The 16,829-nt window shown below is 73.1% G+C and carries 13 protein-coding genes; 12 read left to right on the forward strand and 1 reads right to left on the reverse strand.

The features are described 5' to 3' along the window. Window positions 1-105 precede the first annotated feature (105 nt). The 6 genes from ACZ37P_RS26415 (at window position 106) to ACZ37P_RS26440 (ending at window position 8,135) form a co-directional block, all read left to right on the forward strand. On the forward strand, window positions 106-963 hold the full coding sequence (locus ACZ37P_RS26415; protein WP_401721246.1) for a TrmH family RNA methyltransferase: 858 nt from the start codon (window positions 106-108) through the stop codon (window positions 961-963). Window positions 964-1,172: 209 nt separating this feature from the next. After that, window positions 1,173-2,228 carry a sensor histidine kinase gene (locus ACZ37P_RS26420; protein WP_391161384.1) on the forward strand — a complete coding sequence of 352 codons (1,056 nt, stop codon included), beginning with the start codon at window positions 1,173-1,175 and terminating at the stop codon, window positions 2,226-2,228. A gap of 186 nt (window positions 2,229-2,414) precedes the next feature. Continuing rightward, window positions 2,415-3,536, forward strand: a complete 1,122-nt coding sequence (pheS, locus tag ACZ37P_RS26425) for a phenylalanine--tRNA ligase subunit alpha (RefSeq protein WP_401721248.1) — start codon at window positions 2,415-2,417, stop codon at window positions 3,534-3,536. Continuing rightward, window positions 3,536-6,061: a phenylalanine--tRNA ligase subunit beta gene (gene pheT / locus ACZ37P_RS26430; protein WP_467348922.1), complete on the forward strand. Its 2,526-nt coding sequence runs from the start codon at window positions 3,536-3,538 to the stop codon at window positions 6,059-6,061. Before pheS ends, pheT begins: the two co-directional genes overlap by 1 nt. Before the next feature lie 262 nt (window positions 6,062-6,323). Further along, window positions 6,324-7,478, forward strand: coding sequence for a PP2C family protein-serine/threonine phosphatase (locus ACZ37P_RS26435; protein WP_467348924.1), 1,155 nt, complete (start codon window positions 6,324-6,326; stop codon window positions 7,476-7,478). A 60-nt stretch (window positions 7,479-7,538) separates the two neighbouring features. Then, complete coding sequence (locus tag ACZ37P_RS26440; RefSeq protein WP_467348925.1) at window positions 7,539-8,135, forward strand: hypothetical protein; 597 nt, start codon at window positions 7,539-7,541, stop codon at window positions 8,133-8,135. Window positions 8,136-8,613: 478 nt separating this feature from the next. Here ACZ37P_RS26440 and ACZ37P_RS26445 read toward each other — a convergent pair whose 3' ends face one another. Continuing rightward, complete coding sequence (locus tag ACZ37P_RS26445; protein ID WP_355332851.1) at window positions 8,614-9,252, reverse strand: TetR/AcrR family transcriptional regulator; 639 nt, start codon at window positions 9,250-9,252, stop codon at window positions 8,614-8,616. A gap of 116 nt (window positions 9,253-9,368) precedes the next feature. On the opposite strand from ACZ37P_RS26445, the gene ACZ37P_RS26450 reads away from it, so the two are divergent. The 6 genes from ACZ37P_RS26450 (at window position 9,369) to ACZ37P_RS26475 (ending at window position 16,812) form a co-directional block, all read left to right on the forward strand. Next, the gene (locus ACZ37P_RS26450; RefSeq protein ID WP_467348927.1) at window positions 9,369-10,322 is read left to right on the forward strand and encodes an ABC transporter permease; all 954 of its coding nucleotides are present in this window, start codon (window positions 9,369-9,371) and stop codon (window positions 10,320-10,322) included. 136 nt (window positions 10,323-10,458) lie between these two features. After that, entirely contained in the window at window positions 10,459-11,214 is a 756-nt protein-coding gene (locus ACZ37P_RS26455; protein WP_391046702.1) for an ABC transporter ATP-binding protein, read from the forward strand. 343 nt (window positions 11,215-11,557) lie between these two features. After that, window positions 11,558-13,165, forward strand: a complete 1,608-nt coding sequence (locus ACZ37P_RS26460; RefSeq protein ID WP_391160979.1) for an ABC transporter substrate-binding protein — start codon at window positions 11,558-11,560, stop codon at window positions 13,163-13,165. A gap of 4 nt (window positions 13,166-13,169) precedes the next feature. Continuing rightward, the gene (locus ACZ37P_RS26465; RefSeq protein ID WP_402712395.1) at window positions 13,170-14,210 is read left to right on the forward strand and encodes an ABC transporter permease; all 1,041 of its coding nucleotides are present in this window, start codon (window positions 13,170-13,172) and stop codon (window positions 14,208-14,210) included. Continuing rightward, complete coding sequence (locus tag ACZ37P_RS26470; RefSeq protein WP_467348930.1) at window positions 14,207-15,922, forward strand: dipeptide/oligopeptide/nickel ABC transporter permease/ATP-binding protein; 1,716 nt, start codon at window positions 14,207-14,209, stop codon at window positions 15,920-15,922. Before ACZ37P_RS26465 ends, ACZ37P_RS26470 begins: the two co-directional genes overlap by 4 nt. Further along, on the forward strand, window positions 15,919-16,812 hold the full coding sequence (locus ACZ37P_RS26475; protein WP_355332840.1) for an ABC transporter ATP-binding protein: 894 nt from the start codon (window positions 15,919-15,921) through the stop codon (window positions 16,810-16,812). The genes ACZ37P_RS26470 and ACZ37P_RS26475 overlap by 4 nt, the downstream gene beginning before the upstream one ends. Window positions 16,813-16,829: the final 17 nt, after the last annotated feature.

Below are 16,829 nucleotides of genomic sequence, written 5' to 3' on the forward strand. Positions count from 1 at the left end.
GCCGACACGCGCCCTGTTCACGGTACGGTTCCGGGCCCGCGGGTGGTTGTCCCCTGCGGGCCTGTGCCATGCCCGCTTCCCCCGTATCCGGAAGGCGAGTCACCCATGCCAGCCCCCGAGCTGACCTCGTTGCGTTCGACGCGCGTCACCGCCGCGCACCGGCTGGCCAAGCGCAGCTTCCGCGGCAAGGAGCGCCGCTTCCTCGCCGAGGGACCGCAGGCCGTACGGGAGGCCATCGCGCACCCCGGCACCGAGGGCGGCAGGACCCTGGTCGAGCTGTACGCCACACCGGAGGCCGCCGAGCGGCACGCCGACATCGTGGCCGCCGCCCGTACCGTCGGCGCGCCCGTACTGACCGCGACCCCCGAGGTGATGGCGGAGATCTCCGACACCGTCACCCCGCAAGGTCTGGTTGGTGTGTGCCGCTTCCTCGACTCGCCGTTCGAGGAGATCCTGCGCGCCGGGCCCCGGCTGGTCGCCGTGCTCGCCAACGTCCGCGACCCCGGCAACGCCGGTACGGTGCTGCGCTGCGCCGACGCCGCGGGCGCCGACGCGGTGGTGCTCACCGACGCGTCCGTGGACCCGTACAACCCCAAGGCCGTACGCGCCTCCGCGGGCAGCCTGTTCCACCTGCCGGTCGCCGTCGGCGTGCCCGTCGACACCGCCGTGGCAGGACTGCGGGCCGCCGGGGTACGGGTGGTGGCCGCCGACGGCGCGGGCGGGCGGGACCTGGACGGCGAGCTGGACGAGGGCACCATGAACGGCCCCACCGCCTGGATCTTCGGCAACGAGGCGTGGGGCCTGCCCGAGGAGACCCGCGCGCTGGCCGACGAGGTCGTCCGCGTCCCGATCCACGGCCGCGCCGAAAGCCTCAACCTCGCGACGGCCGCCGCCGTCTGCCTCTACGCCTCCGCGCGGGCGCAGCGCGCGCCCGGAGGGTGCCGCAGCGTCACATCCACCTAGTAGGGTGGCGGCCCGGGGGCCCTGAAAGGGGAGTGGCGGGGATGGATGTGACGGTGCCAGAGGACGAGGCGCGCAGCGCCGTCCTGGGCCGGACCGCGCGCTCCGCGGGACCGCGGACCCCGGGGCCCGCGGGCCACGAAGCGGAATCGCGGGACACCGCGGCACGCGCCGCCCGCCCGCTCGGCGCGGAACCGTTCGGCGTCGACTCCCTGGGCCTGGACCCGGACGACCTCCCCGACGGCCTGGTGGTCGCCGACGAGCGCGGCCGGGTGATCGCCTTCAACGCCGCCGCCGCCCGGATCACCGCCCTGCACCCGCGCGACGTGCTCGGCAAATCCGTGGAGCGCGCGCTGCCGCTGGAAGACCTCGAAGGCCGCCGCTGGTGGGCGCTCACCGACCCGTACGGCGGCCTGGCCATCAGGGTCGGCCAGCCGGAACGCAATCTGCTGCTGCCCGGCGGACGCGAAGTGCTGGTCGCCGCCCGCTACGTGCGCGAATACCCCACGGGACCGGTGCGCCGTCTGGTGGTCTCGCTGCGCGGCACCGAGGCCCGCCGCCGTACCGAACGCAGCCACGCCGAGCTGATCGCCACCGTCGCGCACGAACTGCGCTCGCCGCTCACCTCGGTCAAGGGCTTCACCGCCACCCTGCTCGCCAAGTGGGAACGCTTCACCGACGACCAGAAGAAGCTCATGCTGGAGACCGTCGACGCCGACGCCAACCGGGTCACCCGGCTGATCGCGGAACTCCTCGACATCTCCCGGATCGACTCCGGCCGCCTGGAAGTGCGCCGCCAGCCGGTGGACATGGCGGCGGCCGTGCAGCGCCACGTGGACGGCCATGTCGCCGCGGGCCAGCGGGCCGACCGCTTCCGGGTGCGGGTCACCCAGCCGCTGCCCGCGCTGTGGGCCGACCCCGACAAGGTCGACCAGGTCCTCGGCAATCTGCTGGAAAACGCGGTGCGGCACGGCGAGGGGACTGTCACCATCGACGTAGAGCCCTCGTTCTCCGCGCAGGAGCGGAGCTGCACCGGCACAGCGGTGACCGTGAGCGACGAGGGCCCCGGCATTCCGGAGGAGTCGATGGGCCGCGTCTTCACCCGCTTCTGGCGGGGCAGCAAGCGCGGCGGCACCGGCCTCGGGCTGTACATCGTCAAGGGCATCGTCGAGGCGCACGGCGGCACCATCTCCGTCGGCAGGGCCCCCGGCGGCGGCGCCCAGTTCCGATTTATTCTGCCCGTCGGGGCACCCGCTTTCATGGCCTGACCGGCCGCGCGGGCAGAGCGTTCGCCGGGGATGTCGTCCCGGCGGACCCCCGACGGGCGTGATCAGGCGGTCCACGCGGCGCCGGTAGAATCGGGCTTCGGTATGTGTCCGGTCGGGCAGAGCCTCCACTCGGAGACTCCGTCCTGGGAGGCGCCCCCACCACCATCCACTGCGGAACGGGAAAAGATGTCGGCACCGAACAAGTCGTACGACCCTGTGGAGGTCGAGGCGTTGAAGCCGGAGGAGATCGAGCGGATGCGCGACGCGGCGCTGGCCGCCGTCGCCGCCGCCACCGACCTCGACGCGCTCGCGCACGCGAAGACCGCGCACACCGGCGGCGCCTCGCCGCTGGCGCTCGCCAACCGCGAGATCGGCGCGCTGCCGCCGCAGGCCAAGGCGGAGGCGGGCAAGCGCGTCGGCCAGGCGCGCGGCGCGGTCAACAAGGCGCTGGCCGCCCGGCAGGCCGAGCTGGAGGCGGAGCGCGACGCCCGCGTGCTGGTCGAGGAGGCCGTGGACGTCACGCTGCCCTACGACCGGCGCCCGGTCGGCGCGCGGCACCCGCTCACCACGCTCTCCGAGCGCATCGAGGACATCTTCGTGGCCATGGGCTACGAGGTCGCCGAGGGTCCCGAGGTCGAGAGCGAGTGGTTCAACTTCGACGCCCTCAACTTCCCGCCCGACCACCCCGCCCGCGAGACCCAGGACACCTTCTTCGTCGAGGGCCCCGGCGGCAGCGGCGAGTCCGGCGTGGTGCTGCGCACCCACACCTCCCCGGTGCAGATCCGCGCACTGCTGGAGCGCGAGCTGCCCGTCTACGTGATCGCGCCGGGCCGCGTCTACCGCTCCGACGAGCTGGACGCCACCCATACCCCGGTCTTCGCGCAGGTCGAACTGCTCGCCGTGGACGAGGGCCTGACCATGGCCGACCTCAAGGGCACCCTCGACCACATGGTGGTCTCGCTGTTCGGCGAGGGCATGACGACGCGGCTGCGGCCCAACCACTTCCCGTTCACCGAGCCGTCCGCCGAGATGGACATGCTCTGCTACGTCTGCCGCGGCGACTCGGTCGGGAATCCCGACCGCCCCTGCCGCACCTGCTCCTCCGAGGGCTGGATCGAGCTGGGCGGCTGCGGCGTCGTCAACCCCAGGGTGCTCACCGCCTGCGGCGTCGACCCGGAGAAGTACAGCGGTTTCGCGTTCGGCTTCGGCATCGAGCGGATGCTGATGTTCCGCCACAGCGTCGAGGACATGCGAGACATCGTCGAGGGTGATGTGCGCTTCACCCTTCCGTTCGGGATGGAGATCTGATGCGGGTCCCGCTTTCTTGGCTGCGGGAGTACGTCGAACTGCCCGCCGGTGAGACCGGCCGCGACGTCCAGGCCAAGCTCATTTCCGCCGGTCTCGAAGTCGAGACCGTCGAACAGCTCGGCGCCGGGCTCAAGGGCCCGCTGGTCGTCGGCAAGGTGCTGACCATCGAGGAGCTGGAGGGCTTCAAGAAGCCGATCCGCTTCTGCACGGTCGACGTCGGCGACGCCAACGGAACCGGCGAGCCGCAGGAGATCGTCTGCGGCGCCCGCAACTTCGCGGTCGGCGACAAGGTCGTCGTGGTGCTGCCAGGCGCCGTGCTGCCCGGCGACTTCGCGATCGCCGCGCGCAAGACGTACGGCCATGTCTCGCACGGCATGATCTGCTCCGCGCAGGAGCTGGGCATGGGCGACGACCACGAGGGCATCATCGTGCTGCCGCCCGAGCACGAGGTGGGCACCGATGCCGTCGAGCTGCTCGAACTGGTCGACGAGGTCCTGGACATCGCCGTCACGCCGGACCGCGGCTACGCGCTGTCGATGCGCGGCGTCGCCCGCGAGGCGGCCATCGCGTACGGCGTCTCGCTGCGCGACCCGGCGCTGATCGACGTGCCCGCGCCCAACGCGTTCGGCTACCCGGTCAAGGTCGCCGACCCGGTCGGCTGCGACCGCTTCACCGCCCGTACGGTCACCGGTCTCGACCCCGAGGCGCGGTCGCCGATCTGGCTCCAGCGCAGGCTCCAGAAGGTCGGCATGCGGCCGATCTCGCTGGCCGTGGACATCACCAACTACGTGATGTTCGAGCTGGGCCAGCCGCTGCACGCCTACGACCGCTCGCGGATCGAAGGGCCGATCGGAGTGCGCCGCGCGCTGCCCGGCGAGAAGCTGACGACGCTGGACGGCGTCGAGCGCACGCTGGACCCCGAGGACCTGGTCATCACGGACGACTCCGGGGCGATCGGCCTCGCGGGCGTGATGGGCGGCGCGAACACCGAGATCGCCGCGCCCGCCACCGACCCGGAGACCGGCGTCGTCACCGGCACCACCGAGATCGTCATCGAGGCCGCGCACTTCGCGCCGGTCACCATCGCCCGCACCGCGCGCCGCCACAAGCTCGGCTCCGAGGCGTCCAAGCGGTTCGAACGCGGCAGCGACCCGCAGGCCACCTCGGCCGCGGCCCAGCGCGCGGTCGACCTGCTGACGGGCCTGGCGGGCGGCACCGCGGACCCCGGCGTCACCGAGGTCGTCTCACCGTCGGCCCCGCGCACCGTCGCGATGGCCGCCGACCACCCGGACCGCGTCGCGGGCACCGAGTACGGCCGTGAGACCGTCGTCCGCCGCCTCCAGGAGATCGGCTGCGACGTCTACGGCAGCGACGAGCTGATCGTCACCGTGCCGAGCTGGCGCCCCGACCTGGCCTTCCCCAACGACCTCGCCGAAGAGGTCATCCGGCTCGAAGGCTACGAGAATCTGCCGTCGACGCTGCCCAAGCCGCCCGCCGGACGCGGGCTGACCGAGTCGCAGCTCCTGCGCCGCCGGGTCGGCCGGGCCCTGGCCGGCGCCGGATACGTGGAGGCGCCGAGCTACCCCTTCGTCAGCGCCGAGGTCTTCGACCAGCTCGGGCTGGACGCGGACGACCCGCGCCGCCGCACGGTGACCGTCGCCAACCCGCTCTCGGACACCGAGCCCGGTCTGCGCACGACGCTGCTGCCCGGCCTGCTGGCCACGCTGCGCCGCAATCTGGGCCGCGGCACGCACGACCTGGCGCTCTTCGAGGCCGGTCTGGTCTTCCTGCCGACCGGCGCGGAGAAGACGCCGCCGCGTCTCGCGGTCGACCGCCGTCCGACGGACGCGGAGATCGCGCGGCTCCAGGAGGCGCTGCCGGACCAGCCCCGCCGGGTCGCCGTCGTGCTCTGCGGCGCCCGCGACCGTAGCGGCTGGTGGGGCGCCGGACACCCGGCGACCTGGGCCGACGCGGTCGAGGCGGCCCGTACCGTGGCCCGCGAGGCCGGGGTCGAGCTGAGCGTCCGCCAGGACCAGCACGCCCCCTACCACCCGGGCCGTTGCGCCGCGCTGTACGCGGTGGTCGACGGTCAGGAGACGCTGGTGGGCAACGCGGGGGAGCTGCACCCGCGGGTCACCAAGGCGCTCGGCCTGCCCGAGCGGACCTGCGCGATGGAACTGGACATGGACCAGGTCGAGCGCGCGGGCGGCGACCGGCCCACCGGGCCGCGGGTGTCCACCTTCCCGGTGGCGACCCAGGACGTGGCGCTCGTCGTCGACTCCTCGGTCCCGGCCGCCGACGTCGAGCGCGCGCTGCGCGACGGCGCCGGTGAACTCCTCGAATCGCTCCGGCTGTTCGACATCTTCACCGGCGAGCAGATCGGTGAGGGCCGCAAGTCCCTCGCCTACGCGCTGCGCTTCCGGGCCCCCGACCGCACGCTGACGGCCGAGGAGACCACGGCGGCGCGTGACGCGGCGGTCGCCAGCGCCCACGCCCTCACCGGGGCGGTGCTGCGCGGCGCCTGACGGCGCGCAGGACCCGAGAGAGGGGCCGTCCCGGACGCACCGGGGCGGCCCCCCTTCGTCTTTCGGGGAGCGCTCAAGGGTTTCGTCGCTCATTCGAGTGATTACCCCGTTCGGCGGGCCACTTGTGCGCGGGGAATGGCCAGAATCGGTCGGGATGCGGGAGCCGGGCATGCGGGCCGCGGCTCCGACGCTGCCGCGACCGCGGCTTCTGGGGGGAGCCGGGCGGATGATCCGAAACCGGGCAGTCCGTGCGCTGCGAAGGGTGCCGTGGGCGCTGGTACCCGCCGTGTGGGTGGCGGTGATGGGCGTGCTCACCTGGCAGTTGTCCGAAGGCGCGGACGTGCTGCCCGCCCTCGCCGTGACTCCCGCGGTGGCCTGCGCGGCGGGTGCCCGGCGGCTCTGGGTGTTCGGCAGCGGGCTGCTGGCGCTCGGCGTGCTGGGCGCGGAACTGGCCGACGACTCCTTCGACGGCTCCGGCCCGGTGCTCGGCGCCGCGGCCACCGCGGTCGCGGTGATAGCCGCGGCGATGTGGACCGCCCGCCGCCGGTCGCTGCTCTGCGACGAGCTGGACCGTACGCGGGAGATCGCCGTCGCCGCCCAGCAGGTGCTGCTGCGGCCGCTGCCGCGCAGAGCGGGCGGCTGGACGGTGGCGGGGGAGTACGTGTCGGCCAGCCGGGGCGCTCACGTCGGCGGCGACTTCTACGAGGTGCTGGCCACGCCGTTCGGGGTGCGGGCGCTCATCGGGGACGCGCGCGGCCACGGCCTGCCCGCGATCGGCATGGTCGCCGCGCTGCTCGGCAGCTTCCGCGAGGCGGCCCATCAGGAACCCGAACTGGCGGGCGTGCTGCGGCGGTTGGACGGGGCCCTGCGACGCCATCTGCGGGAGCGGACCCGCGGTGAGCACCCGGCGGCGGCCGGTGTCCCGCCACAGGATCCGGTCGCCGAGGAATTCGCCACCCTCCAACTCGTCGAGCTCGCCGACGACGGCGCCTACCGGATCGTCAACTGCGGCCACCCGCAGCCGTATCTGCTCGACGCCGCGCCCGGTCCGCTGCCGATCGGCGAACCCCTGCCGCCGCTGGGCCTGTTCGACCCGGCGCGGACGGCCGCACCGGCCGCCACCGGCCATGTGCCGCCCGGCGACGGGCTGTTGCTCTGCACCGACGGCATGCAGGACGCGCGGGACGCCGAAGGCGTCTTCTTCCCGCTGGCCGACGCCCTGGCCGACGCGGCCGACGTACGCCCCGGCACCCCGCTGTCCGGCCGCGCCGTCGCCGCGGACCTGCGCGCCGCCGTCCTGCGGCACGCGGCCGACCGTCCCGCCGACGACGTGGCCCTGCTGGTGCTCGTCCGGGACGGCGTACGGCCGGCGGCCCGGCCGCGTACGGCGGCGCTCTCCGGAGTGCCGCGCCGCTGAACGCCCCCTTCCTTGGTAGATATGGGCGGATTGCTCGCCTCTACGAAGGAAGGGGACGGCGTGGTGACAGTGACCGGGCACAGCGCCCCCGCACACGGCGTCGCGCCCGCCGCCGTATCTGCCTCGGAACTCCTGGCCGTCATCGGCCCCGCGGGTCCCGAACGCACCGCGATGCTGGTCGCGCTCGGGCGCGGGCTGCGGCCCGGCGGGCGCAGGACCGGCGTGGCGCGGGTGTACGGCCCCGGGGCCCCCGACCCGTACGACCGCGTCGGTGAACTCCTCGACCTGGCGGCCGTCCACGCGGGCCTGCGTGTCGGTGCCCGCCGCATCCACGAAGCCCTGGCCGCCGCCGGGCTCACCCTGGCCGACCACCCGGACTCGGAGCGGCCCGGCGTCATCCCCCGCCGCGCCCGCTTCGAACACCTGGGGGTCTGCGACCAGCTTCTCCTGGCCGTCGCCCTGGCTCTCATCCCGGCCCCGGACGTCCTCCTGGTCGACCCCGCCGACCTCGCCGTTCCGGCCGAGGGCCGGATCTGGGCCCGCCTCCGCGGGGTCGCCGCCGCGGGCATCCTCGTGATCGCCGCCGCCCCCACGGCGGACGTGGCGGGCGACCACGCCCACCGCACCGTGGTGCTCCCGCACGGGGACGCCGTTTGACCTGCCGGTCACCACCGGCACGTGGACGGCCTTCGACCTGCCGGTCACTACCGGCCCCGGTGGGGTGCTTGCCGCATCCCCCCGACCACCCGCCGGTGATGGCTTCCCCGCGCAGTTCCCCGCGCCCCTTCGGCCACGCGCCGTAGCCCGGCCGGGTGTTCGCCGACTTCCGGTGCGTTGTGGTTGCTCGCGCAGTTCCCCGCGCCCCTTCGGGCGCGCGCCGTAGCCCGGCCGGGTGTTCGCCGGGTGCCGGTGCGTCGTGGTTGCTCGCGCAGTTCCCCGCGGCCCTTCGGGGGCGAGGGTGCTCGGCTGGGTGCGGCGGGTTTTTAGGGGCGCGGGGAACTGCGCGGCCGGCCGCGGCGGTGGTGCGCTGTGCGGACCGGCCCCAGCGGGGCAGATCCTGTGGGGTCCGGGCCGGAGGCCCGGTGGTTACGCGGGAGCCGGGAGCGCGGCGGCGGGGTGGGGGCGGACGTACGGGCTACGTGGAAGCCTGGAGCGCAGCGACGACGGCTGAGGTGAGGGCGTCGAGCTGCGCTCGGGAGTAGGCGGCGCGCATGACGGCCAGACGCCAATAGAGCGGGCCCGCGATGAGGTCGAGGGCGAGCTCGGGATCGGCGCTGGGGGACAGCTCGCCGCGCGCGGCGGCCTGGCGTATGACGGCGACGGTGATCCCACCCTGGGCCTCACGCAGCGCGGTGCGCAGCGTGTCGGCCAGCTCGGGACTGCGAGCGGCCTCGGCCAGCAGATCGGGGATGATCTGCGCCGCGACCGGATGCCGCAGGGCCCGCGCGCTGACGTCGAGCAGGGCGCGGACGTCCCCGTACAGCGTGCCGGTGTCGGGCACGGGAAGGCCCTGCGCGGCGAAGTCGGACACCATGTCGAGGACCAGCGGCAGCTTCGAGCGCCACCGGCGGTACACGGCGGCCTTGCCGACCCCCGCGCGCCGGGCGATGCCCTCCATCGACATGCGCCCGTAGCCGACGGCGGCCAGTTCGGCGAAGACGGCCGCCCGGATCGCCTCGGTGACGTCCTCGCGCAGCACGGCGGCGCCCGCCGGGGCGCGGCGCGGACCGCCGGTCGTCGTGGACGGAGAAGCGGCCTCGGCGGAGTCGGTCATGCGAGCGATCCTAACCCGACGTGACGACGGAACGGTTGCGTTCCATCCCACGACTGCTCTACCGTCGACCGTGACGACGATACGGGCCCGTTCCGTCGTTGCGCAGGTGTCTCCCCATGCCCGTCACCCGAAGGCAGCCGCCCATGCCCGTCGCCTCTCCCGCCGTGATCACCGCCCCGCGCGCACCCGCTCGGCCGGGCCCCGCGGACCTCGCTCCCGCCGCGCTCGCCGCCGCCCACGGCCTGACCGTCAGCGGCGCCCGCCCCGGAATCGTGGAGTACACCCGGCGGCTCTGGGCCCGCCGCCACTTCGTCACCGCCTTCGCCGGTGCCCGGCAGGCCGCCCTCTACAGCGACGCGCGCCTCGGCCAGCTCTGGCAGGTGCTCACCCCGCTGCTCAACGCGGCCGTCTACTTCCTGATCTTCGGACTGCTGCTCGGCGCGGGCCGCGGCGTCACGGACTACATCCCGTTCCTGTGCACCGGGGTCTTCGTGTTCACCTTCACCCAGTCGGCCGTCCTCGGCGGCGCCCGCTCGCTGACCGACAACATCGGACTCGTCCGCGCCCTGCACTTCCCGCGCGCCTGCCTGCCGATCGCCGCCACCCTGCTCCAGCTCCGGCAGCTCCTGCTCTCCCTCGGCGTGCTCTCGGTCATCGTGGTCGCCGAGGGCATCCCGGTCACCACCCGCTGGCTGCTCGCCGTCCCCGCGCTGGCCCTCCAGTCGCTCTTCAACGCGGGGCTGGCCCTGGGCCTGGCCCGCGTCGGCGCCAGGACCACCGACTTCGCCCAGGTGCTGCCCTTCGTGCTGCGGACCTGGATGTACGTCTCCGGGGTCTTCTACGACCTCTCCCGGTTCACCGTCGGCGCGCCGCACGCCGTCGCGGTGATGCTCAACGTCAACCCCGCCCTGGTATATGTCGGTCTGATGCGTTTCGCGCTGATCGACAGCGTCACCCGCGAACAGCTCCCGCCGCACATCTGGCCGCTCGCGGTCGGCTGGGCGGCCGTGGCCGCCTGCGCCGGGTACGCGTTCTTCTGGTCGTCGGAGGAGGAGTACGGCCGTGGCTGAACCAACGGACGAGGCAACGCAGGAGACCGCGCTGAACGCCGTCCCGAACAGCGCCAGGGGCCTGGCCCCCGAGCTGGCCGCCGCCCTGGACCCGAAGATCGCCCCGGAGGTCGCCCCGCGCCTGGTCCGGCCCCTGGTGCCCACCGTCATCGTCGACGGACTGCACGTCGTCTACCGGATCTACGGCGCGGGCACCGGCCGGGGCAACGCGACCTCCGCGCTGCACCGGCTGGTCTCCCGCAGGGCCTCGCCGAACGTCCACACCGTGCACGCGGTCAGGGGCGTCACCTTCACGGCCTACCGCGGTGAGGCGATCGGCATCATCGGCTCCAACGGCTCGGGCAAGTCCACCCTGCTCAAGGCCATCGCGGGCCTGCTCCCCGCCGACCGCGGCCGGGTCTACACCGACGGCCAGCCGTCCCTGCTCGGCGTCAACGCCGCCCTGCTCAACGACCTGACCGGCGAGCGCAACGTCATCCTCGGCGGCCTGGCCATGGGCATGTCCCAGGAGGAGGTGCGCGAGCGGTACGACGGCATCGTCGAGTTCTCCGGGATCAACGAGAAGGACGACTTCATCTCGCTGCCGATGCGGACGTACTCCTCCGGCATGGCCGCCCGGCTGCGGTTCTCGATCGCGGCGGCCAAGAACCACGACGTGCTGATGATCGACGAGGCGCTGGCCACCGGTGACCGCGCCTTCCAGAAGCGCTCGGAGGACCGGATCAGGGAGCTGCGCAAGGAGGCGGGCACCGTCTTCCTCGTCAGTCACAACAACAGCTCCATCCGCGACACCTGCGACCGCGTGATCTGGCTGGAGAAGGGCGAGCTGTTGATGGACGGCCCGACCGAAGAGGTCGTCGCCGCCTACGAGGAGCACAGCGGCGGCGGCTGAACCGCTGGTCGCGGCACATGTCGATGCCGTCGGGGCTTGAAGTGCGGAGCCCGCTCCTGCATCGTCTCCAGGGAGATCACCGCGCCGGGGCGGCTTTCGAGCGGCCCGTACCCGGCGCGGGTGCGGGGACACCGGTACCCGGACGGCTCGCGGTCACGAGCCGATGTGGTGCCGGCCACTGTGTTCACAGCACAGTGCGCCACGATTCTCTGCGTCGTCGGCACATTGTCGGGTGTATCCGGGCTTTCTAGCCTCGGACCCAGGGCCTCGGAGTACCCGGGGCCGCCCGGCCCCATCGACCAGGCTCCCGTCCCGCACCGCGTCGAACCAAAGGACGACAGCAATGACCAGGAAGCACCTCAAGCCGTCCGTCGCGGTCGCGGCATGTGCGGTCGCGGCCGTAACGCTCGCCGCCTGCGGTTCCGGCTCAGGCTCCGGCGCCAAGGCGAGCGCAGGCCCGACCTCGTACGTCTCCGGCGGCACGTTCAACGTCGGGCTCAACGACGACCCGGGCAGCCTCTCGCCGCTCACCGGGGTCTCGCTCGTGCAGCGCCAGCTCGTGCCGTACGCCTACGAATCGCTCGTCTACACCTCGGGGGACGGCCAGTCCCTGCCGTGGCTCGCGCAGAGCTGGACGCAGACCCCCACCTCCGTGACGTACACCCTCAAGGACGGCGTCACCTGTTCCGACGGCAGCACGTTCACGGCCGCGACGGCCGCGAACAACATCACCTACCAGGCGGACGCCAAGCACGGCACCTTCTGGCACGGCTCCGACGTCACCGCCGACATGAAGGCCACGGCCGAGGGCAACAAGCTCACGATCACCTCGAAGACCAGCAACCCGTTCCTGCTCAGCATGACGGGCGAGGTCGAGATGGTCTGCCAGGGCGGCCTCGACAAGCCCGACTCGCTGAAGAACGCGACCAACGGCACGGCGCTGTTCCACCTGACCACCGCCAAGGCGGGCAACGAGTACGTCTACACCAAGCGCACCGACTACACCTGGGGACCCCAGGGCGTCACCAGCAGCACCAAGGGGCTGCCCGACAAGGTCGTCGGGAAGGTCGTGACCGACGAGTCCACGGCGGCGAACCTGCTGCTGTCCGGCGGACTCAACGCGGCAGGCGTGGCGGGCACCGACCGCGACCGCCTCCAGGCCGCCAAGCTGGCGTCCAAGGGCGTGCCGAACCCGATCGGCGAGATGCTCTTCAACGAGCGCTCCAGCCGGCCGACCTCCGACGAGCGCGTGCGCAAGGCGCTCACACTCGCCCTCGACCGCTCCTCGGTCGGCGACCTCGTCACCAACGGCCACTCCGAGGAGATGAAGTCGCTGGTCGTCCAGGCGCCGTTCCTGTGCGTCAAGGGCGGCCCGAAGTGGACGCTGCCCGCCACCGACAAGGCGAAGGCCGGCGCGCTGCTGGACGAGGCCGGGTACCCGGCAGGCTCCGGCGGCAAGCGCTCCAAGGACGGCAAGCCGCTGACCATCCGCTTCCTGTACGACGCGGGCACGCCCAGCCACTCCGCCGCCGCCGAGGAGATCCAGGCCGAGTGGAAGGAGATCGGCGTCGACACCAAGCTCGTCGCCGAGGACCCGACCGGCTGGTCCACCGACCTCTACCAGTCCTACGACTGGGACACCGGCTTCATCCAGCTCGCCCCCAACAAGCCCTCCACGCTCAGCCTGTTCTTCCTCGGCGCCACCAGCGAGAAGGGCGGCTACAACTTCATGGACGTGCGCAACCCCGCGTACGACGACCTGGCCAAGCAGGCGATGACCGCCAAGGACACCACGGCGGCGTGCGACCTGTGGCAGAGCGCGGAGAAGGAACTGATCGACCGGGCCGACGCCTACCCCCTCGCGCAGACCGCGGCGCCGACCTTCTTCAACAAGGCCACCGCCGACGTGCCCTGGGGCATCGCGCCGACGACCATCCGCATGCTGGGCTGACGGCATGACGATCCCTTCGAACGCGGTCACCACCGCCGCGCCCCCCGAGCAGGCCGAACCGGCCGCCGCTCGGGCCGGGCGCCCCCGGCTCCTGGCCGGATCGCCGAGGCTCGAATTCGTCCTGCAACGACTGCGTCGCGCGGCGATCTCGTTCGCCGTCGTGCTGGTGGCGTCGTTCTTCATGGTCCAGCTCGTGCCGGGCGACCCGGTACGAGCGGCCCTGGGGCCCACCGCCCCGCTGTCGACGGTGAACGCGCTGCGCCAGCAGCTCGGCCTCGACCAGTCGCTGTGGGCCCAGTTCACCCACTACGTCACCGCGCTGCTGCACGGCGACCTCGGTACGTCGATCACCTCGCAGCGACCAGTCTCCCAGATCCTCGGCGAGCGGCTGCCCACCACGCTGCTGCTGGCCGTGATCTCCTTCCTCGTCGCCGTCGTCGGCGCGTTCCCGATCGGCGTCGCCACGGCGGTCTCGGCCCGGAGCGGTCGCCGCCGCTTCCTCGACCTCGGGGTGTCGGGACTGCTCGGCATCCTCATCGCGATCCCGAACTTCCTGCTCGCGGTGCTGCTCATCGCGACCCTCGGCGTCGGCCTGCCGCTCTTCCCGCCCGCGGGATGGGGCACGCCCGGCCAGGCGGTGCTGCCCGTGCTCGCGCTGGCCATCGGGCCGCTGGCCTACCTGGCCCGGATCGTGCACATCGAGATGCTGCGCGTGCTGGACGCCCCGTACCTGACCACCGCGCGCAGCAAGCGGCTGCCCGGCCGGCTGCTGTACCTGCGGCACGCGCTGCCCAACATCGTCACCGCCACCCTCACCGCGGGCGGCGTGGTGCTGGTCGGACTCGTCGCGGGCACCGTGCTCGTGGAGACGGTGTTCACCGTGCCCGGCATCGGGTCCACGATCGTCTCCTCGATCACGGCCAAGGACTACCCGCTGATCCAGGGGATCGTGCTCGTGTACGCGCTGCTCGTCCTCGGGGCGAACCTCGTCGTGGACCTCGCCATCGCGATCCTGGACCCGCGCTCGACGATCGCGGAGGCATGACCATGCTGCGCCGTACCCTCCTCACCCCGCAGGGCATCGCCGTACTCGCCGGTCTCACGCTCGTCGTGCTCGCCGCGGTCGTCGGCCCCTTCGTGTTCGACCACGCGGCCACCACCCGGAACATCGCGGGCCGCCAGGCACCGGTCAGCCTCTCCCACCCCTTCGGCACCGACGAACTCGGCCGCGACCTGTTCGCCCGCACCGTCGTCGCCACCCGCCTGTCGGTGCTGCTGACCCTGGGCGCCGCGGGCATCTCCGTCGCGGGCGGCGTCGTGCTCGGCATCGTCGCCGCGGTGCTGCCGCGCGCGCCGCGCCGCCTGGTCACCGCCTTCATCGACATCCTGCTGTCGTTCCCGTGGCTGCTGCTCGCGCTGTTCTTCTCCGTCATCTGGGGCGCGACGGCGCGCGGCGCGATGTTCGCGATCGGCTTCGCGGGCGTCCCGGTCTTCGCGCGCCTGGTCTCCACCCTCGCCTCGTCGGTCGCCAACACCGACTACGTGCACGCCGCGCGGCTGGTCGGCAGCCCGCCGCTGCGCACCGCGCGGCGGCACGTCCTGCCGAACATCCTGCCGCCGCTGGTCGTCAACATCGCCGCGCACGCGTCGGCCACGCTGCTCTCCTTCGCCGCGCTGTCCTTCCTCGGCCTGGGCGTGCAACCCACGCAGTACGACTGGGGACGGCTGCTCAACGAGGGCTCCAAGCGCATCTACTCGGCGCCCATGGCGGCGATCGGGCCGGGCATCGCGATCGTGCTCACCGGTGTGCTGTTCTCGCTGCTGGGCGAGGTGCTCAGCCAGTCCCGCGCCCGGACCGTGCACGCCGTACGCCCCCGGTCGGACGGCGCGGGCGTCACCCCGGCCGAGGGCGACGCCGTCGCCGAGGTGAAGAACCTGCGGGTCTCCTTCCGCGCCGACGACGGCTCCCTGGTCCAGCGGGTGCACGGCGTGGACCTGACGATCGGACCGGGGGAGGTCGTCGGCATCGTCGGCGAGTCGGGCTCCGGCAAGTCGGTCACCGCCATGGCCCTGGCCGGACTGCTCGGCCCCGAGGCGCTGGTGGAGAGCGAACGCCTGGTCTTCCGCGGCATCGACATGGAACGGCGGCCCAGGGCCGCCGAGCGCCGCAGGCTCGGCCTGGAACAGGCGATGATCTTCCAGGACCCGCTGTCCTCGCTCAACCCGGCCCTCACCGTCGGCCGGCAGCTCACCGAGGCCAGCGAGATCCACGCGGGTGTGGCGCGCGGCGCCGCGACGAAGCGGGCCCTGGACGCCCTCGCCCTGGTGCGCATCCCCGACCCGGAACGGCGGATCCGGCAGCTGCCCCACGAGTTCTCCGGCGGCATGCGGCAACGCGCCATGATCGCGATGGGCCTGATGGGGACGCCCCGGCTGATCATCGCCGACGAGCCCACGACCGCCCTGGACGTGACGGTGCAGCGGCAGGTGATGCGCGCGCTGCGCGACGCCCGCGAGCGGACCGGCGCCGCGATCCTGCTGATCTCCCACGACATCGCCCTGGTGAGCGGCTTCTGCGACCGCATCGCCGTCATGCGGGACGGCGGGGTGGTCGAATGGCTGGACGCGCGACGGCTGGACGAGGCGCGGCACCCGTACACGCGCGGTCTGATCGCCTGCGTGCCCGACATGACGACCGACAGGACCCGCGCGCTGCCGGTGGTCGGCGTCGCCACACAGGAGGAGGCGACCGCGTGAGCACGCTCGAATTCGACCACGTCACGGTGCGCTTCGGCCACGGCCGGGCCGCCCAGACCGCCGTCGACGACGCCTCGCTCGTCGTCCGCTCCGGCCGGACGCTCGGGCTCGTCGGCGAGTCGGGGTCGGGCAAGTCGACCATGGCACGGGTCGCCGTGGGACTGGCGCGCGCCGACGCGGGCACCGTACGCCTCGACGGTGTCGACCTCACCGCCCGCTCGCGCGAGGCCAGACTGGCCCGCCGCCGGGTGCAGATGGTCTTCCAGGACCCGCTCGCGGCGCTCGACCCGCGAATGCCCGTGGGCGTCTCCGTCGCGGAGGGCCTGCTCGCCACCGGGCGGCGGCTCAACCGGACCGACCGGGAGACACGGGTCCGCGAACTGCTCGACCTCGTCCACATCGACCCGTCCCGGGCGGGCGACCGACCGGCCCGCTTCTCCGGCGGCCAGCGGCAACGGATTACCATCGCGCGGGCGCTGGCGGCCGAACCCGCCGTACTCGTCGCCGACGAGATCACCTCGGCGCTCGACGTCAGCGTCCAGGGCGTGGTCCTCAATCTGCTGCGCGAGCTCCAGAGCGAACTCCACCTGACCATGCTGTTCATCTCGCACAACCTCGCCGTGGTGCGCTACGTGAGCGACGAGGTCACCGTCATGCGGGCCGGCCGCGTCGTCGAGCACGGGCCCACCGACGCCGTGCTCGCCGACCCCGCCGATCCCTACACCCGTGAACTGCTGCGGTCGATCCCCGTGATGGGAAGGCCGCTCGACCTCGACGACCTCGACGACGCTTCCCTCGACGACACCGCCGACCTCGACGACGCTGCCGACCTCGACGCTGCTCCCGACCTCGACACCAGCCTCGACCTCGACGGCACCCCTCGACCCTGAAGACCCCTGAGATCCGG

Source organism: Streptomyces sp. NPDC024632, from assembly GCF_055559175.1.